Source organism: Sporosarcina sp. P18a (genome assembly GCF_002743135.1).
In the GTDB taxonomy this organism is placed as follows: Bacteria; Bacillota; Bacilli; order Bacillales_A; family Planococcaceae; genus Sporosarcina.
Window position 1 is genome coordinate 379,596 of sequence record NZ_PDYQ01000002.1, and the last position, 18,220, is coordinate 397,815.

Annotated in this window: 19 protein-coding genes; 1 reads left to right on the forward strand and 18 read right to left on the reverse strand. The window is 46.6% G+C overall.

The features are described 5' to 3' along the window. Positions 1 to 13 precede the first annotated feature (13 nt). The 7 genes from CSV75_RS09310 to CSV75_RS09340 are packed head-to-tail and all read right to left on the reverse strand — an operon-like array spanning position 14 to position 4,971. Positions 14 to 979, reverse strand: a complete 966-nt coding sequence (locus CSV75_RS09310) for a 2-hydroxyacid dehydrogenase (protein WP_099675619.1) — start codon at positions 977 to 979, stop codon at positions 14 to 16. Positions 980 to 992: 13 nt separating this feature from the next. Then, entirely contained in the window at positions 993 to 2,012 is a 1,020-nt protein-coding gene (gene moaA / locus CSV75_RS09315) for a GTP 3',8-cyclase MoaA (RefSeq protein WP_099675620.1), read from the reverse strand. Further along, positions 2,009 to 2,578: a molybdenum cofactor guanylyltransferase gene (locus tag CSV75_RS09320; protein WP_099675621.1), complete on the reverse strand. Its 570-nt coding sequence runs from the start codon at positions 2,576 to 2,578 to the stop codon at positions 2,009 to 2,011. Before CSV75_RS09320 ends, moaA begins: the two co-directional genes overlap by 4 nt. Then, entirely contained in the window at positions 2,575 to 2,808 is a 234-nt protein-coding gene (gene moaD / locus CSV75_RS09325) for a molybdopterin converting factor subunit 1 (RefSeq protein WP_029053550.1), read from the reverse strand. Before moaD ends, CSV75_RS09320 begins: the two co-directional genes overlap by 4 nt. Further along, positions 2,808 to 3,251, reverse strand: a complete 444-nt coding sequence (locus tag CSV75_RS09330) for a molybdenum cofactor biosynthesis protein MoaE (RefSeq protein WP_099675622.1) — start codon at positions 3,249 to 3,251, stop codon at positions 2,808 to 2,810. Before CSV75_RS09330 ends, moaD begins: the two co-directional genes overlap by 1 nt. Next, positions 3,248 to 3,718 carry a molybdopterin-guanine dinucleotide biosynthesis protein B gene (gene mobB / locus CSV75_RS09335; protein ID WP_099675623.1) on the reverse strand — a complete coding sequence of 157 codons (471 nt, stop codon included), beginning with the start codon at positions 3,716 to 3,718 and terminating at the stop codon, positions 3,248 to 3,250. The genes CSV75_RS09330 and mobB overlap by 4 nt, the downstream gene beginning before the upstream one ends. Continuing rightward, positions 3,715 to 4,971: a molybdopterin molybdotransferase MoeA gene (locus tag CSV75_RS09340; protein WP_099675624.1), complete on the reverse strand. Its 1,257-nt coding sequence runs from the start codon at positions 4,969 to 4,971 to the stop codon at positions 3,715 to 3,717. The genes mobB and CSV75_RS09340 overlap by 4 nt, the downstream gene beginning before the upstream one ends. A 66-nt stretch (positions 4,972 to 5,037) precedes the next feature. Here CSV75_RS09340 and moaC point away from each other — a divergent pair, with 66 nt between their 5' ends. Then, positions 5,038 to 5,529 carry a cyclic pyranopterin monophosphate synthase MoaC gene (gene moaC, locus CSV75_RS09345; protein ID WP_099632099.1) on the forward strand — a complete coding sequence of 164 codons (492 nt, stop codon included), beginning with the start codon at positions 5,038 to 5,040 and terminating at the stop codon, positions 5,527 to 5,529. A 116-nt stretch (positions 5,530 to 5,645) separates the two neighbouring features. Here the strand turns inward: moaC and CSV75_RS09350 are convergent, their stop codons facing one another. The 11 genes from CSV75_RS09350 to CSV75_RS09400 form a co-directional block, all read right to left on the reverse strand. Beyond that, entirely contained in the window at positions 5,646 to 6,164 is a 519-nt protein-coding gene (locus tag CSV75_RS09350; protein ID WP_099675625.1) for a MogA/MoaB family molybdenum cofactor biosynthesis protein, read from the reverse strand. A gap of 12 nt (positions 6,165 to 6,176) precedes the next feature. Continuing rightward, the gene (locus CSV75_RS09355; RefSeq protein ID WP_099675626.1) at positions 6,177 to 7,196 is read right to left on the reverse strand and encodes a ThiF family adenylyltransferase; all 1,020 of its coding nucleotides are present in this window, start codon (positions 7,194 to 7,196) and stop codon (positions 6,177 to 6,179) included. A gap of 42 nt (positions 7,197 to 7,238) precedes the next feature. Then, the gene (locus CSV75_RS09360) at positions 7,239 to 8,750 is read right to left on the reverse strand and encodes an MFS transporter (RefSeq protein WP_099675627.1); all 1,512 of its coding nucleotides are present in this window, start codon (positions 8,748 to 8,750) and stop codon (positions 7,239 to 7,241) included. Between the two features lie 70 nt (positions 8,751 to 8,820). Continuing rightward, a complete protein-coding gene (locus CSV75_RS09365) occupies positions 8,821 to 9,354 on the reverse strand; it encodes a hemerythrin domain-containing protein (protein ID WP_233191631.1) in 534 nt (177 codons plus the stop codon). A gap of 14 nt (positions 9,355 to 9,368) precedes the next feature. After that, a complete protein-coding gene (locus CSV75_RS09370) occupies positions 9,369 to 10,019 on the reverse strand; it encodes a response regulator (RefSeq protein WP_099675629.1) in 651 nt (216 codons plus the stop codon). After that, positions 10,000 to 11,082: a sensor histidine kinase gene (locus CSV75_RS09375; protein WP_099675630.1), complete on the reverse strand. Its 1,083-nt coding sequence runs from the start codon at positions 11,080 to 11,082 to the stop codon at positions 10,000 to 10,002. The genes CSV75_RS09370 and CSV75_RS09375 overlap by 20 nt, the downstream gene beginning before the upstream one ends. Beyond that, entirely contained in the window at positions 11,063 to 11,542 is a 480-nt protein-coding gene (locus CSV75_RS09380; protein WP_099675631.1) for a GAF domain-containing protein, read from the reverse strand. The genes CSV75_RS09375 and CSV75_RS09380 overlap by 20 nt, the downstream gene beginning before the upstream one ends. Positions 11,543 to 11,572: 30 nt before the next feature. After that, entirely contained in the window at positions 11,573 to 12,268 is a 696-nt protein-coding gene (gene narI, locus CSV75_RS09385) for a respiratory nitrate reductase subunit gamma (protein ID WP_099675632.1), read from the reverse strand. Continuing rightward, positions 12,261 to 12,830 carry a nitrate reductase molybdenum cofactor assembly chaperone gene (narJ, locus tag CSV75_RS09390; RefSeq protein ID WP_099675633.1) on the reverse strand — a complete coding sequence of 190 codons (570 nt, stop codon included), beginning with the start codon at positions 12,828 to 12,830 and terminating at the stop codon, positions 12,261 to 12,263. Before narJ ends, narI begins: the two co-directional genes overlap by 8 nt. Continuing rightward, positions 12,823 to 14,439 carry a nitrate reductase subunit beta gene (narH, locus tag CSV75_RS09395; protein WP_099675634.1) on the reverse strand — a complete coding sequence of 539 codons (1,617 nt, stop codon included), beginning with the start codon at positions 14,437 to 14,439 and terminating at the stop codon, positions 12,823 to 12,825. The genes narJ and narH overlap by 8 nt, the downstream gene beginning before the upstream one ends. Continuing rightward, entirely contained in the window at positions 14,429 to 18,103 is a 3,675-nt protein-coding gene (locus CSV75_RS09400) for a nitrate reductase subunit alpha (RefSeq protein ID WP_099675635.1), read from the reverse strand. The genes narH and CSV75_RS09400 overlap by 11 nt, the downstream gene beginning before the upstream one ends. Positions 18,104 to 18,220 lie beyond the last annotated feature (117 nt).

Consider the following 18,220-nt stretch of genomic DNA (forward strand, 5'->3'; position numbering starts at 1 on the left):
ACGTTACTACTGACTAACCACGAACTTGATGATTGGGTTCTTCCCCTTGCGCAAATGCAAGCAATGCTTCCACGTTTAGCTTCATCATCGCCTTGCGCGTCTTCACCGTCGCACTACCAATATGCGGAAGCACCGTCACATTCGGCAACGTCAGCAACGGATGGTCTAGCGGAACAGGCTCCGTCTCGAACACGTCTAACCCTGCTGCATGAATCTTCTTCGTGCGTAGCGCATCATACAGCGCGTCTTCATCCACAATACCGCCACGCGCAACATTGATCAGAATGCCTGTCTCTTTCATCTCGGACAACTGCTTTTCCCCGATCATACCTTTCGTCTCCTCACTGTACGGCACCAAAATCAATACGTAATCGGACGACGCTAGTAAATCGGAAAGCTCGGCATAACGACAGCCATACATATCTTCCATTTCAGACTTGCGGTTACGGTTGTGATACAGCACGTCCATATCGAACCCTTTCGCACGTCTCAACACCGCTTCACCAATTCGGCCCATGCCGATGATACCAAGCGTAGCCCCGTACACATCAGTTCCAGTGAAACCAAGCGGCTCCCAAGACGTCCAGCGCCCTTCGCGCAACGCGTTCTCTGCACCGATCAAATCACGGCCCGTAGCCATCAATAAAGCGAACGCCAAGTCTGCCGTTGTTTCTGTTAGCACATCCGGTGTATTCGTTACGATAATATTCCGTGCTGCCGCCGCTTGGACATCGATGTGATTATAGCCCACTGCCATATTGACAATTAATTGTAATGAAGGGGCTGCGTTAAGTACTTCTTCGTCGATCTGATCGGAAATGACAGTCCATAGTGCATCCACGTCAGCTACTTCTCTTAACAATACGTCACGAGGAACGGCTTCACTCGTCGACTCCCACATGCGTACTTCATAGTGTTCGCGTACTGGGGCAATCAGTTCTTCTGGCATCTCTCGACAAATATATACTGTTGGTTTCATGGACAACACTCCTTTAGCCACCGATATAGTTCATATTGATTTTCTTCCGGTTCTTTATCGTCTGCTCCGTCCGTTCATCGGAATAGCGGTCTTTTCTGCCTCTCCACACGGTAGCAATCGCTTCATATAGTTCTTCATCAGTTTGATCCGAACGAATTAATTTTCGTAGGTCAAAGCCTTCTGATGCGAAAAGACACGTATATAATTTCCCTTCAGACGATAGACGAGAGCGCGTACACGTTGAACAAAATGACTCCGAAACGGATGTGATGAAGCCGACTTGTGCATCCGTTCCTATATAGCGATAACGTTTTGCTACTTCACCGTAATAGTCTTCTTCCGCAGGCTCCATGTCGAATTCAGCGGCTAGCATGTCGTAGATCTCTTTTTTTGTTACGACTTTTTTGAAGCTCCAGCCATTGTCATTGCCGACATCCATGAACTCGATATAGCGCAATGTGATGCCACGTTCTTTGAAATACGTAGCCATCGGGAGAATTTCGCTCTCATTGACTCCTTTTTGTACGACCATATTCACTTTGATGGTGAAACCGATGTCTTGTGCTTTTTGGATATTTTCGAGAACGAGTTCAGGTGAAATGCCACGGCCGTTGATCTGTCCGAATAGTTCTGGATCCAGTGCATCTAAACTGATGTTCAGACGGCGCAATCCAGCGTCGTACAGCGGTTTTGCGTATTGACCGAGCAACACTGCATTGGTTGTCAGTCCGATGTCTTCGATCCCTTCGATGTCGTGAAGCTTCTGTATCAACTCGGGTAAATTCCGGCGCATCAGCGGTTCACCGCCCGTCAAGCGTAGCTTCTTCACACCTAACTGAGCAAAAATCCGTGCCAAGCGCTCCAATTCTTCAAACGACAGCAATTCATTCTTAGCTAGAAATAAAAAGTCATCACCAAAAACTTCTTTCGGCATGCAGTACGTACAGCGGAAATTGCAGCGATCCGTGACAGAAATTCGCAAATCCCGAATCGGACGACCGAGTTGATCTACAATGGCATTCATCTTCTTCATCCCCTTCCCAGTTCACATGGCGTGTTGACATTTTTAAAAGAAATTTCGGGTGTATCGGTTAATAAATCGCCTTCAATCCACCGACCTTCATGTTGTGCTTGCACATGCATCACTCGACGATTGCCATCGCGTAACGCTTGTTTTATTGTCGGTTTGACGTTAGCACTCCAGACCGAAACGAGTGGGTGTCGCTTGCCTTCTACCGTTACAGACGAAATATCTCCATGATGCAACGCTAGCAATCTTTTCATGATCCCCGCTTCCATAAACGGCATATCACACGGCAACACGACATAGCGGTCAGCTTGCACTAATTCCATAGCGGATAAAATCCCGGCAAGAGGACCCATTCCAGAAACTGCCTCCAGGTCCGTCGTCACATGCACGCAATCCGGAAACTGTTCCCTATATTCTGGACGCGCCACGACAACGATCTCCTCGCAAATCGGTTGCAATGCCTCTAACGAATAATGATAGAACGAGTGACCTTTATGCAGTGCAAACGCTTTTGGCGAGCCAAAACGCCGCGATTGTCCGCCCGCTAGCAACACACCGACTGTCTTCATCCGCCACTCACTGGTGGAATAAACGCGCAGACATCTCCAGCCTGAATGACATCATCCTTTAAGGCATACTCTTCATTCACCGCCACATGGATAGTCTCTTTACCGAAACCTGGATATGTCTCTTCTGCCCAGTTCAGCAATTCTTCGACCGTCAAAGGCGCGCGATCCAAAGACTCTTCACCTTTACCCGTCAACTCGCGTAGTCTTGCAAAGTAATGAACTGTAATCATCATGATTCGCTCCCTTTCTCTGGATATTTCTTCTGTGCACCGATCCATTCTTCGCCGTCTTCCCAGATTTCCTTCTTCCAAATCGGTACGACTTCTTTAATGCGCTCAATTGCATATTCATTCGCCTCATATGCTGCTTTTCTATGAGGAGACGATACCGCGATGACTACGGCAATGTCTGATATGTTCAACTCGCCAATCCGATGCGCCATAGCGACTTGAACTCCAGGCCACTTTGCTTCCATCTCCGCACCGATTTCAGCGAGCTTTTTTTCCGCCATCGGTACATAGGCTTCATACGCAAGATACAATGTGCGAACACCATGCGTCCATTCGCGTACATGTCCCGTGAATACCGTCACCGCACCCGCAGCTGAATGCAAAACAAGATCGCTGTATTTCTGCACATCAATCGGCTGATCTATAATTTCATATCGTTTCATTGTCCCGCCTCCACCCATTCTTTCAACCAGCCATCGAGTCGCGTAATGTCTTCAAAAAGTTCGGCTGTTTTCACCGTTCGAATGATTCCAGTCAACGACTCCAGCTCTTCCCGTTCTTCTTCGTTTCGGATGAGCACCACTTTCTCACCGGCTTCTTTTTTATAGCCTTCTATCAATAAAACGTCTGGCTCACTTAACGCTGCCAATGTCTTTAGCTGTTCAAATGAATATTCTTTATTTTGTATCAATTGTATCATATCCCCCCCGGCGACAAGGGTTGAGACTGCTCCAAACTCTAAGAATTGCACCGTATCCGTATGCGCTGGCGGCAGTTCAGGCGCTCCCCCATGCCCATGATGTTTGAGCACCGCGACTTCGTAACCAAGATGCTTCAGCACGGTAATCCAGTGCGAAACAAGCGTCGTTTTTCCACTGTTCTTGAAGCCCACGACGTGTAGCGTCTTCATAGTTCCCAATGCTCCACACCTTGTTCCGTTCCTAACAATAATGCGTCCACTACCATGCCTTTTTCATAGCCGCGAGTTCCGCTCGGCAAGACGATGATGCAGTTACCCCGTGCAATAGAAGACACTGCACTGGATTTATTGAAACCTGCAGGCGTAGCTATGATTCCTTCGTTTGTCATCGACCAGCTGGCGCGAACGAAACGTGTGAACGGATTCGCTTTCTTGAAATCTTCACCAAGAACCGCTTGAATACGCGGCATATAAGGTGCTGTGCAACCCATCATCGAGTAAATGGCAGGCCGCGCGAACAATTCAAATCCTGTGAAGCAAGCAGACGGATTACCCGATAGACCGAATAATAATTTATCTCCTAACACCGCTACTGTCGTCACACTGCCAGGACGCATCGCCACTTTATTGAACAATACTTCTGCACCCAGACGCTCATAGATCATAGGTAAATAATCGTAATCTCCGACCGACACACCGCCCGTCGTAATAAGCAAGTCTGTTTCCTGAAGTGCTTTCTCAACGATTTCGGTACATGCATCCAAATTGTCTTCCATCATGCCATACGATGTATACTCAATCCCCATTCGCGTCAACTGTGCACGAATCATCGGACCATTAGAATTGCGGATTTTCCCTGGTTCCAGTTCATCAGTGACATTGAGCAATTCTGTCCCAGTCGACAATACCCCAGCAATCGGTCGTTTCGCAACACGCACTTGTGCATAGCCAAATGTCGCTAGCAGCGCAATGGTCCCTGGATGAATGATCGTTCCTGCTTCGATCAATGTCCCTCCTTGTTTTGCATCTTCACCTTGACGCGAAATATTTTCGCCCGCTTCAAACGACTTACGTAACGTAAACCCGCTATCATTTTCCACCGTTTGCTCCAGCATAACGACTGCATCCGCATGTTCCGGAATTAATGCACCTGTCATGATGCGAAACGATTCACCTGGCTTAATCGGACGATCTGCTACATGCCCTGCGCCAATTTCTCCAATCACACGGAAGGCTTTTCTATCATCACCTGAAGCCCCTATCGAATCTTCCGCCCGAATCGCAAATCCGTCATACGGCGAACGATCAAAAGGCGGCACGTCATGCTTCGCAACGATGGGTTCTGCTAGCACACGACCATATGTATCTTCTAACGGAAGAACTTCCGTCCCCAACTTATGTACATTTTTCATCACACGCTCTACTGCTTCCGCCACTTGAATCGGTTTTCGAATTTCCACCACGTACATCTCCTACTTTCTTTTGTTATACTAACTAGTACAATGAAATGAAACGAAAGGATGATCATCATGTCCGAACTTACACACTTCAATGAACAAGGCCGCGCCAAAATGGTCGACGTGTCCGACAAAGAAACGACACTACGTACTGCGATCGCTACATCATCAATTACGGTAAACAAATCCATTCACGAGCAAATCACTCATGGCACAAATAAGAAAGGAGACGTCTTTGCAGTTGCGCAAGTCGCCGCCATCATGGCCGCGAAAAATACGTCCAACATTATTCCAATGTGCCATCCACTTCCTTTAACGGGCGTAGATATCCGATTTGATTGGGATATCGATGAAGAATCTTCCCATTATCATGTGTTAATCGAAGCCGAAGTCAAAACGAAAGGCGTAACCGGAGTCGAAATGGAAGCCCTGACTGCCGCTTCTGCCGCTGCATTGACGATTTACGATATGTGTAAAGCTGCCGGCAAGGACATGGTCATCGGACCGACCATGCTTCAGCATAAATCTGGCGGAAAAAATGGAGATTATCAACGCGCGGACTAAACGTCGCGCGTTTTTTTGATTGGATTTGGGTGGTGTGTTCATACTCCCATGTTATCCGCTCTATCAACACGCGAAACTGCTCATACCCTCACGCTAGCCGCTCTATTCCTCATCCACTACCCCAAATGCTTTCCAAGCTCATGCACAATATGCGGCAACTCCGGCACAATCAACTTATCCATCGCAAGCTTCACCGCCTTCGAAGAGCCTGGCAATAAAAATACCGCCTGCATTCCGATTCCACCTGCCGTTGCGCGACTGAGCAACGCTTTTGATCCCACATCTTCGGTATAGCTCAAAAAGCGAAACAGTTCACCGAATCCGTCTAACGGTTTCGTGAAATAGGGTGACACGGTTTCCACTGTAATATCCCGCGCGCCAATCCCCGTTCCGCCCGTGAAGATCATTGCCTGAATCGACGAATCGGACAACCAAATAGACAATTGCGCTTCGATACGTGACGCTTCATCGGGACAAATCTCGTATGCCTTCACAATATGTCCCGCTTCGAGTAGCTTATCGCATATCACCTTGCCGCTTTTGTCATCCGCTTTCGTCCGCGTATCACTGATTGTCAGTACAGCAACTGCAACCGATTGATCACGCGCTTTCTGTGGTAAATGAGTCTCTTCCATTTACTACCCCTCCTAGCCGAATAATGAATGATAGATTTTCCGTCCTTCTCGCATATCTTTTAAACCATGAATCAACAACCTGCCATTACCGAACAAAATACAGCGATAGCTTTCCGCCTGAAATTCCACGAAAAACGGCGTCTCCCGGTATTTCGATTCTAGTTGTTGGGCGACTTTCACACCGTCCGCTACCGTCAACTTACGTCCTGCGTCGGGTATGATTTGTACTGTATCACGTCCGCAAAGCACAGCGTATTGCGTGCCCGCCGCTTGATGCAACGCAGGATACGTTGGATGTTCACCACAAGTTTCGCATTGCGGATTCTTCATCCGGCTGATTCCCGCTTCAACGGATGTATTATTCCACACATCAAAATGCAGAAGTTTCGTGCGCATGGCCTCTTCATTTCCTGTCAGCCATTTCATCGCTTCCGCGCTTTGATGTGCAGCCGAAATCTGTACTGCAGGCGCAATTACCCCTACTGTATCACATGTTTCATTGACCGCTGGCATGACCGGTAGTAGACAGCGGAAACACGGTGTCTTACCGGGATTGAAAGGAAAGACGCTACCTGAACTGCTAACGACCGCACCGTAGACCCAAGGGATATGTAGTTTCCACGCGACGTCATTGATCAGCAAACGCGTTTCGAAATTATCGGTTGCATCCAGTAGAATATCCGCGCCGACCGCAATTTCTTCGAGCAACGGTCCATCGATATGATCGAGCACCGTTATAATTTCAACATCTTCACGAATGGCATGCAAACGACGTGCTGCCGCTACGACTTTCGGCACACTATTTTTCGCATCCGCTTCGACGAATAATTGTTGCCTCTGCAAATTAGACGCTTCCACGTAATCGCGGTCTGCAAGCGTTATTTTACCGATTCCCGCGCGTACGAGCGTCTCGGAAATCGATGAACCGAGCGCGCCACAGCCTATAATCACTGCATGTGCATCCGATAGCCGCCGCTGTCCCGACAACCCAATAGGTTGAAATAATGTTTGCCGTGAATATCGATTCTCCACTTCATCTACTTCCTTTCATGAAACAACAAGCGAGGCAACCGGTTAAGACCGATTGCCTGCATGTGTCTCTGGACTAATATCACTGAATGAACCTACGTAGCGAACGACGTCGCCTGTTCCATCTTTCACCGAACTGATGGATAGGAACTCCAAGTACTCTTCGCCACTCTTTTTCTTATTCCAAATTTCGCCTTGCCAGACACCCTGTTCATTAAGAGTGTGCCACATATCATTGTAGTATTCACGATCATGCCTGCCTGAACTTAAGATGTTCGGACTTAGACCGAGTACTTCCTCTTCACTATAACCTGTTAGTTTTGTAAATGCCGGATTGACCGAAACAATGAGACCTTTTGAATTGGTCACGAGAATACCTTGGCCAGTCGAATCAAATACTTCTTTAGATAAGCTCGTACGATCCATGTAATAGAGCCAGAAAGCCAATACAAGGCTGGCTAACGACACTTGTGAAAATGCCATGAAACCAATGGAGTAGGAACCTGTCATAGAGAAAATCGTTGCGAGTAATAATGGAGGGAAAAATCCACCAAGACCACCCATCATCGATACAATCCCGTTCACCGTACCTGCTTGCTTACTGAAATACATCGGTACTAATTTAAAGATTACACCATTTCCAAGACCCGCAGCTGCCGCAATCATAATACTGCCGACTGTGTACAGTGCGATATCTGGTGAAAATGCCAGTACGATGGACGCAATCGTCAAACCTGCGAAACAACCCATTAAAATGAATAGCGGCTGGAACTTATCGCCTAACCAACCACCGACCGGACGTAATAATGTCGCGACGACGATGAAGCCTGCTGTACGAAGTCCCGCGTCGACCTTATCGAGTCCAAAGTAATTAACGAGGAAACTTGGTAAAAACACAGTAAACGCAACGAACGAACCGAATGTGATGAAATAAAACAACGAGAAGAACCAGAGTTTCTCATTCTTGTAGACACCTTTAATTTGCTCGATAATCGGTGCTTTCACTTTTACTTCCTTGCGATCGCCAAAGATGAAGTTCAATGCGATGAACGTAAGCAATAATATCAGATACAGTTTGACGGTCATGGACCAGCCAAACTTCATCGCAAGGACCGGCGCTGAAAACGTCGTGATCGCTGTCCCGATGTTCCCCATTCCGTAAATACCATTGACGAGTCCGTGCTTTTCCTTAGGATAATACTTCGGAAGCGACGTAACACCAACAGAGAAAATCGCGCCCCCAATCCCGAGCAACGTTCCGCCAATTAAAAGCCCTGTCACGGTTGATGTTTCACTTATGTAGTAGACAGGAAATAGCAATACAATGAAACTGATGAAAAACATCATACGTGCGCCATAGACATTGGCGTAGTAACCAAGTGGAATTCGCAAAATCGAACCGAGTACTACAGGGATTGCTGTGATGATGGCTACACGCTCTGGTGGAATGCTGATATCTTCGCTAATAAATGGTAATAAGGAAGAGATCAGGACCCATACCATGAAGCCGACAACTAGATTTGCCGTCTGCAGAGGTAATTGAATTTTTTGTGTCATAGGAATCCATCCCATCTGAAGTTAGTTGAAAATCTACCCAACACTCTTTCTTTTAAACTACTATAGTTTGTTACTCTGGTAAAATGGACGTATACAATTGTTCGAATAATTCATCTTGCTCTTTTGCACGTAAGACCGATAGAACCATCGGAAAGATGACGTTTTCTTCTTTTACAAAGTGAATCATGATGACTTCAAACGCTTCACCTGCGTCTTTTACGACGTCTTGCATCATAGCGAGTGTAAATTCCGATAGATCCCCTCTTGTGTGATGAAGGAAATGTCCGATATACGCATCAATTTCATCGTGTTCTTCTTGCACTGCTTGAACCGGTCCTTGATCATTTCCTACATATTTCGCAAGCATCGGAAACAGGAACGCTTCTTCTTTTTCTGTATGGTTTTTTAGCGGATCGATGAACTCGACGACTAGCTCGCGCATACTTTTGAGCGCTTCGAGACCTTCGTCACGCGTGAACCGTTCATTCTCAAAACCCAGCACGATCGCATGCCACTGCTCCATCAAAGACGTTAAGTAACGATGTTCATTTTCGAGCACGCGTAGGGCAGGTAGCGTATGCGTCAGTCCTGTATTGCTCATCATCCTTCACCTCTTCATTAAAAACTTAGAAACTTTTTGCGTAGCGCGTATTCGACGAGTTCCGGACGGCTCTTCAATTGCAGCTTATCCATCATTTTCGCTTTATGCGCTTCTACCGTCTTGACGGAAATATACAGCATTTCCGCTATTTCCTTATTACCATAACCTTTTGCAACAAGCGGCAGAATTTCAATTTCCCGTTTAGATAATATCTTGAACGGATCATCCTCATCTGTCTCATTCGTTCCTTTTTTCACAAACTCCCTCACGAGCGAAGTAGCCATAGACGGATGAACATACGTCCCGCCGTCATACACTTCACGAATGGCGTGTAGCAACTCTTCGTCAGGAGCATTTTTCAAAATATAGCCCGCTGCACCGTTTTTCAGTACGTGGAACATATACTCCTCGTCATCGTACATCGTTAAAATAACAATCTTCGTTTCTGGAAAGTCTTCATGGATTTTGCCTGTCGCAATCAAGCCACTTTGGCCAGGAGGCATGCTAAGATCCAGTAAAATAATATCCGGTCTGTGCTTCGCAACTAGTTCATATGCTTCCAATCCATCTGCCGCTGTTGCTACGACTTCCATATCGTCTTGAAAATTCAAGATATGCATAAATCCTGTGCGGACGACTGCATGATCATCAGCTATTATGATTTTCACTCGTTGCCCTCTCCTTCTTCAGCGGAATATTTGCTTGGACTGTCGTGCCTTCTAGCTGACTAGAGACGATCGTTAAACTGCCACCTACTAATTCCACCCGTTCTCTCATCCCATATAGACCGAGGCCCGTGCCTTGTGGGGTAAAGTCATTGACATCAAAGCCGACACCTTCGTCGCATACTTTTATTTGTAGCTGTCCGTCCACTTCATCCAAAGTTAAAAAAACATCTTCTACTTGGGCATATTTCATGGAGTTGAGAATCGCTTCCTGGCCGATGCGATACGCAACGGTTTCAATCGCACCATCATACCGTCTTTCTTTCACATCCGATTCGAAATGAACATACAGTCCGTAATTCTTCTCCAAATTCTTGATGTGCGTCCGGAAAGCCGCTTCCAATCCGAAATCATCGAGTACTGCTGGTCGCAATTCAACAGATAGATGGCGGATCTCATCAAGTAAACGCATAAGTGAACCTTCCGTTTGTCTCAACTTCTCAAGCGCTTTGTCGTTCATGCCCATATATTTCAAGACGCGCAAATCGACGAGCGAACTGAGCATTTCCTGCGCCACGCTATCATGTAGCTCGCGTGAAATTCGTTTGCGTTCATTTTCCTGCGCTAAAATGACTTGTTGCATCCGTAATCTTTGATGGAGAACTTCGGATGTCTGGGTTTGTCTCGTTAGATTACGCAACATCAATATGGATACGTGTCGCTCTTCATCCAACACCTGATAGGTTGCGCTGTATGGTTGCACGCCAAGATCTTTTGTCTCCAAAAAGAGTTGGAATGAAGATACGGTTTGTTGTGGTTTCTCCATGAAACACGAGACACATGTCATCTGTTCGTCTTCACTCGTAAAGCCACGGCATGTAAGACAAATTGCATCCGCCTCGCCTTGTAGCATCTTTTCATAGAGAGCAGGTTCCATTATTTGTTTCGCTGCTTCATTCATGGATAGAATTTTGCCGTTCTCGCCGAAAAAAAACATTGCTTCTGTCGTACGATCGTATAGTTTGTGCAGCATCGTCGTTAACTGGTCATTGTTCAATAAAGTCATCTTTCAATCGCTCCTTCATGTGAAACGGTCCGAATTGAGGTCCTACCGCATGCTTGAATTGCTCAAACTTGTCAGCCGTTAACCGGTTCACTTCACGATAGCCAATCAAGAGTACGCCTTGCACATGATCATCACGATATAGAGGAATTGCGCCAAAACTTTTCAGCTTTTCAAATACAACAATCGGATAGTTATAGAGATCGCCATCCACTATACTTGCTTCAACATTCTCGATCTTCATCGGCTTTCCTGTCTTGAACACAATTCCTGCCACACCTTTTCCCGATTGAAGGACAATTCTACGATAGCGTACACTGATATTACCCGTTACATATCGCCACCTAAGATCGTGATGATATTTCTTCAAATCCACTAACGCCAAGCCGATGAAATCCGCATGAAGCGTTTCTTTCAGTTCGTCAATCGCCAGTTGGAAATTACTATTTACTTGTCCTGTCATAGACTTAATCTCCTATTATTCATCATTCGCTTACCGGGGTGATTGTTTGGTCGGCTGATGTTTTCTATATAGAATATAACTTCTACCTACATAATTCAATGGCACACTCCAGACGTGAACGAGTCGTGTGAATGGCCACATCGCGAAAATAAGGAAGCCAGTTAAAATATGAAGCTTGAAAGCTATGGGAACAGCTGCCATATATGCAGCTTCCGGCTGGAATATGAGCAATGATCTGAACCAGACCGAAATCGTATCACGGTAATCGAATCCTGGCGTCATCGTGTTTGTAATCAATGAGCTATATACCCCAATGAAAACGATAAATAGCAAAAAAGTATTAACGAGTAAATCCGATCTAGAAGATAACTTGCGAACATTTCTCTTTGTGAAACGACGTGACGTCAAAATAATCATTCCGGCTAATGTCATCACACCAAAGAATCCGCCACCCCACACTGCACCAATGTGGTACATATGGTCGCTGATCCCCATTGCCCGTGTCCACTCTTTCGGAATCCCAAGTCCTGCCACATGACCTAAAATGACGGGGAAGATACCGATGTGGAACAGCAAACTGCCGATCATTAATTGCTTCTTTTCAATAAACTCACTCGACTTCGCGGTCCAGCCGAATTGATCATTCTTATAGCGGAAAATATGTCCTACAATAAATACGGCAATACAGATGTAAGGAAAAATGACCCAAAGAAATTGACTAGTCATTAGCGGAAACCTCCCGTTGAATACATGATTTACATGTTTCACGCAGTGCACGGATCAAATGAAGCCATGGACTTTCATACTTTTCAAGTGCTTTCATTAAAAAGTAGGAACCATCCTCGATGACCGCGAGCAACATGGAAAAGCTTTGTTGCGCTCGCGGATCTCCCTTCCATTCAGCTGCATAAATAAATTCACACATTAACGGAAGCAAGTCGGATAGTTCTTCATCCGGCATTTCGAGCCCGAACATTTCGTATAACACTTTTAATTGTGCCAGCGTCTGACCGCGCTCTTTCGAGTCTGCAAATTTCACATAGGTCATGAACAGCGTGGCGTCTTTCTGGAAATCGAATGTGTACGTGTACATTTCCTGTATTTCATCCAAACTATATGTTTGCATCGCTTCCCAGTACAGCTGCAGGTCAGCGTAACCCGCAGCATCTTCCGTTACGTACTCATTCCACATATCTGGATGGAATGTTAGCTTTTCCGGATAGTTCAGTTGATGGGAGAAAAAGCCGAAGATATGTTTCTTGTCATATAAGAGGTCCAGATTAATCACGCCAGATCCCCCCATAGAAGTTTTCTTCATAGATTTCCTTGCCCGTTTTCACTGGCGCTGCTCCCGGTGTTACAGGTCCGCAACCGTCACAACCTCCGTCCGAGCCCATTACAGAAAATGAAGAATACGGATTCTGAGACGGTGCTTGTTCACCGTAAGTTCCCATACCGTCGTAACCTGCTGAACCTTGTGAGCGGTAGACGTTCATTTGACTTTCCTTATGAGATGTTGGAATTACGAAACGATCTTCGTATTTGGCAATGGCAAGCAAGCGATACATCTGCTTTGTCTGTTTCGCAGTCAAACCAACACGCTCCAGTTTGGTTTCGTCGAAGTCCTTGCCTGAAGAAACCGCACGCATATACGAACGCATCATCGCCATACGCTGCAAGCCTCCCTTGACAATATCGACATCTCCAGCCGTTAGCATATTTGCCAAATACTGAAGCGGAATTCGCATTTCTTCGATAGCCGGGAAAATCATGTCTGGATTTTTGATGGAGTCTTTACCTTCAAAGTAGTTCATGATCGGGCTAAGTGGCGGAACGTACCATACCATTGGCAATGTTCGGTATTCCGGGTGCAATGGGAAGGCCAACTTGTACTCGATCGCTAACTTATAAACCGGTGAGTTTTGTGCCGCTTCGATCCAGTCTTCTGAAATGCCGTCTTTCATTGCTTGCTCGATGATTTCCGGGTCATGCGGATCTAAGAACAAATCACATTGTGCTTGGTACAAGTCTTTCGGATCCGGTGTGGATGCGGCTTCCTGTACGCGGTCTGCATCGTAAAGCAAGACACCTAGATAGCGGATTCGGCCAGTACACGTCTCGGAACAAACTGTTGGCAAACCGGATTCCACGCGCGGGAAACAGAATGTACATTTCTCCGCTTTATTCGTTTTCCAGTTGAAGTACACTTTTTTGTACGGACAACCAGTCATACAGTAACGCCATCCGCGACACGCTTCTTGGTCGACCAGAACAATCCCATCTTCTTCACGCTTGTACATGGCGCCTGACGGACAAGAGGCTACACAGCTCGGGTTCAAGCAATGTTCGCATAGTCGTGGCAAGTACATCATGAACGCTTGTTCAAAGTTGAATTTGATTTCTTCTTCAATTTTCTCGATATTCGGGTCAGTCGGTCCTGTAATATGTGCGCCAGCTAACTGATCTTCCCAGTTCGGACCCCACTCTGGATCCATGTATTCGCCCGTAATAACAGACTTCGCACGTGCAACCGGTGTATGCTCTCGATCTGGTGCGGACGTTAGTTTTTCATAGTCATATGTCCATGGCTCATAGTAATCTTGCATTTCCGGCATATCGGGATTATAGAAGATTTTGCCGAGTGCAATTTTCGACAGCTTGGAACCCGATTTCAGTTCTAGCTTGCCTTTTCGTAACTGCCAGCCACCCTTATAGAGTTCCTGATCTTCCCAACGTTTCGGGTAGCCGATCCCGGGTTTCGTTTCTACGTTATTGAACCACATATACTCGGCACCTTCACGGTTCGTCCATGTCGTTTTACACGTCACACTACATGTATGACACCCAATACACTTGTCTAAGTTCATTACCATTGCAACTTGCGCTTTAATTTTCAAGCCAGTTGACCTCCTTCATCTTACGGACTGCGACGTAGACATCACGTTGATTACCGATCGGTCCGTAGTAGTTGAATCCATAACTGAGCTGTGCATAGCCGCCTACCATTTGAGTCGGCTTCATGTGAATTCGCGTCGGTGCATTATGGCTTCCTCCGCGTTGCTCGGTGATTTCTGAACCCGGCATTTGAATATGCTTGTCCTGTGCGTGGTACATAAACATCGTACCTTTAGGCATTCTGTGACTGACAACGGCACGTGCGTTGACGACACCGTTTCGGTTATATACTTCGAGCCAAGCATTGTCGTCGATTCCGTGCTCTTCTGCATCGAGATTCGATAACCACACTGTCGGACCACCGCGGAACAACGTGAGCATGTGCTGGTTGTCTTGGTATGTCGAGTGGATATTCCACTTACCGTGCGGTGTTAAATAACGCAAGACGAGCGCATCTTGTCCGCCTTTAATTTCCGCATCACGATCCGCAAAGACGAATGGTGGAAGCGTCGGTTTATAGACTGGCAATGATTCACCAAATCCAAGGAATAATTCGTGGTCGACGTAGAAATGCTGTCTACCCGTTAATGTGCGGAATGGCACGAGACGTTCGATATTCGTCGTAAATGGCGAGTAGCGTCGGCCCAATTTATTCGAACCACTGAAGACCGGTGTTGGAATGACTTCACGCGGTTGCGCGGTAATTCCTGCGAATGTGAAGCGCTCTGCTGCGCGGTCTGCGGAGATGTCTTTTAGTTCCATGCCCGTATCATGCTCCGCGGCTTCAAATGCTTTTTGCGATACACGGCCGTTCGTTGCGGAAGATAGTGTCAACATCGCTTCTGCTGCATGTTTCGCTGTGTACAATTTAGGTAAGCCATCTTTCACGGTATCGTCTTCATACGTACCGTTAATACCTTTCATCAGTTCATATTCATCCGCTACCGAGAAACTAACACCATGTGCGCCGGTTTTCCCTGTCGACAATAGCGGTCCGAGCGTAATATATTTATCGTAAACCTTCGTAAAGTCGCGCTCTACAATCGTCATACCCGGCATCGTTTTGCCCGGGATTGCTTCAATTTCACCTTTACTCCAGTCATGCACTTCGCCCATCGGCTGAGCAATTTCCTGAACCGAGTCATGCGCTAATGGAGAGGTAACCAAGTCTTTGTAGACACCCGGCAAATGCGTTTCCGCAAGTGTCGAGAAGGTTTTTGCGATTTCGCGATAAATGTCCCAGTCCGATTTGGATTCCCATAATGGGTTGACTGCCGGATTAAACGGATGGACAAATGGGTGCATATCAGTTGATGACAGATCCACTTTCTCATACCAAGTAGCAGCTGGTAGAACGAGATCCGCATATAGCGGTGTCGCAGTCATTCGGAAGTCGAGTGCCACTAATAGATCGAGCTTTCCTTCCACGTCATCACGCCAAACCATTTCTTTCGGTTTCATATCCTCATTCGGTGTAGCAAGCAAGCCGTCCGAAGCGCCGAGTAAGTGCCGCATGAAGTATTCCTGCCCTTTTGCAGAACTTGAGATCAAGTTCGAACGCCAGACAAATAATGAACGCGGGAAGTTTTCCGGTGCACCTGGATCTTCCGCTGCGAATTGTAGTTCGCCAGATTTCAGCTGATCTACGACATGCGAAACGACTTCTTTCGTATCCGTCTTGCCTAGTTTCGCTGCTTCTTCCGCGAGCAGTAAACTATTTTTATTGAATTGAGGATAAGATGGCAACCAGCCGAGACGCGCTGCGAGAACATTATAGTCTGCTGGATGCTGGTATCTCGCTTCCCCACCAAGTGGTGACATGAGTGTATCCGTACCCGCCTCTTCGTACTTCCATTGATCGGTTGCAAAGTAGAAAAATGATGTGGCGTTTTGCAGACGTGGCGGACCTTGCCAGTCTTTCGCAAAGGCAATCGTGCTCCAGCCCTCGATTGGACGACATTTCTCTTGCCCTACGTAATGCGCCCAACCTCCACCATTCACGCCTTGTGAAGCCGTCAATGTGACAAGGTTAAGGATCGCGCGGTAGATCGTGTCACTGTTGAACCAGTGATTGATACCCGCTCCCATGATAATCATCGAACGTCCATCCGTGTCGATAGCGTTTTGTGCGAACTCCATTGCGATTTGCGTAACGAGTTCCGGTTTAACGTTCGTGATTGCTTCTTGCCAAGCTGGTGTATAGATAGAAGTAACATCGTCATAACCTGTCGCCTCGAGCTCACTGTCGATTCGATTCACACCGTACTGACTCAACATGACGTCGTACGTTGTCGCAACTAAACGCTCCGTGCCGTCCGCGAATTGTACTTTCATCGCAGGAATCGGACGCTTAAATGTGCCATTTCCTCGGTTATCAAAGTACGGGAAATGAATTTCTTGCCATTGCTCTGTTTGCTTTTCGATGGATAATGCGGGCTCAATACGTGTGCCATCTGCATTTTCCAATTGTAAATTCCACTTGGCGTCATCTTCCCAGCGCTGCCCCATCGTACCGTTCGGAACAATGATTTCTTCTTTTGCTTCATCAAATAACATAGGTTTCCAATCCGCGTGCGCTGTCTGTTGTCCAAGATCACTTGCTCGCAGGAATCGTCCAGCTTTATACGAATCTTCATGCGGATCAAGTAAAATCAAGAACGGCATATCGGTGTATTGTTTGGCATAGTTAATAAATGTCGGTTCTTTACGTTTTTGATAGAATTCATCCAAAATAACATGAGTCATTGCTTGGGCAACTGCTGCATCCGTTCCTGGATTCGCTGCAATCCAGTCATCCGCATGCGTTACACTTTCCGCATAGTCGGGTGCGACGGAAACGACTTTGGTTCCTTTATAGCGGACTTCCGTCATGAAGTGCGCATCTGGGGTCCGGGTAAGCGGTACGTTCGATCCCCACATGATGATGTAGCCTGCGTTAAACCAGTCACTTGATTCCGGAACGTCTGTCTGTTCACCCCAGATTTGTGGAGAAGATGGGGGAAGATCTGCGTACCAGTCGTAGAAACTGAGCATTTCGCCACCAAGCAATGAAATGAAGCGCGCACCTGATGCATAACTGACCATTGACATCGCAGGAATCGGTGTGAATCCTGCCACACGATCCGGACCGTATTTTTGTACCGTATAGATGAGTTGTGCCGCAATGAGCATCGTCGCATCCCGCCAATGAATCCGGACATGACCACCTTTTCCGCGGGCTTTTTTGTATTCATTGGTTTTCTCAGGATCTTCAACGATTGCTGTCCATGCCTTTACAGGGTCTTTCGTTTCCTCCAACGCTTCGTTCCACATGCGCCATAGTTTACCGCGTATATAAGGATACTTCACGCGCAATGGACTGTATTCGTACCAAGAAAATGATGCGCCACGTGGACAACCACGTGGTTCGAATTCAGGCATATCAGGGCCACAGGAAGGATAATCGATTTGCTGATTTTCCCATGTGATAATGCCATTCTTGACAAAGACTTTCCAGCTACAGGAGCCTGTACAGTTTACGCCATGCGTCGTACGGACCACTTTGTCATGCGACCAGCGTTGACGGTACATGTTTTCCCAATCACGATTTTTCTCTTCTAACACTGACCAACTTCCAGAATAACTCTCGACAGGTTTAAAATAATTCAATCCGAATCTCTTTTTCATCGAACATTTCCACTCCTTTTCACAATGCAGCAGTAAATGAATCAGATCTATTAATCTTCTTACCCTAAAATAAATTAAGTAGTCTGAATTCAACCTAAGGGAATTCCCTATTAATTA

Coding starts and splice junctions, on each gene's coding strand:
- CSV75_RS09310 (WP_099675619.1), bottom strand. CDS start 979: ATGAAACCAACAGTATATATTTGTCGAGAGATGCCAGAAGAACTGATT.
- moaA (WP_099675620.1), bottom strand. CDS start 2,012: ATGAAGAAGATGAATGCCATTGTAGATCAACTCGGTCGTCCGATTCGG.
- CSV75_RS09320 (WP_099675621.1), bottom strand. CDS start 2,578: ATGAAGACAGTCGGTGTGTTGCTAGCGGGCGGACAATCGCGGCGTTTT.
- moaD (WP_029053550.1), bottom strand. CDS start 2,808: ATGATTACAGTTCATTACTTTGCAAGACTACGCGAGTTGACGGGTAAA.
- CSV75_RS09330 (WP_099675622.1), bottom strand. CDS start 3,251: ATGAAACGATATGAAATTATAGATCAGCCGATTGATGTGCAGAAATAC.
- mobB (WP_099675623.1), bottom strand. CDS start 3,718: ATGAAGACGCTACACGTCGTGGGCTTCAAGAACAGTGGAAAAACGACG.
- moaC (WP_099632099.1), top strand. CDS start 5,038: ATGTCCGAACTTACACACTTCAATGAACAAGGCCGCGCCAAAATGGTC.
- CSV75_RS09350 (WP_099675625.1), bottom strand. CDS start 6,164: ATGGAAGAGACTCATTTACCACAGAAAGCGCGTGATCAATCGGTTGCA.
- CSV75_RS09360 (WP_099675627.1), bottom strand. CDS start 8,750: ATGACACAAAAAATTCAATTACCTCTGCAGACGGCAAATCTAGTTGTC.
- CSV75_RS09365 (WP_233191631.1), bottom strand. CDS start 9,354: ATGATGAGCAATACAGGACTGACGCATACGCTACCTGCCCTACGCGTG.
- CSV75_RS09375 (WP_099675630.1), bottom strand. CDS start 11,082: ATGACTTTATTGAACAATGACCAGTTAACGACGATGCTGCACAAACTA.
- CSV75_RS09380 (WP_099675631.1), bottom strand. CDS start 11,542: ATGACAGGACAAGTAAATAGTAATTTCCAACTGGCGATTGACGAACTG.
- narI (WP_099675632.1), bottom strand. CDS start 12,268: ATGACTAGTCAATTTCTTTGGGTCATTTTTCCTTACATCTGTATTGCC.
- CSV75_RS09400 (WP_099675635.1), bottom strand. CDS start 18,103: ATGAAAAAGAGATTCGGATTGAATTATTTTAAACCTGTCGAGAGTTAT.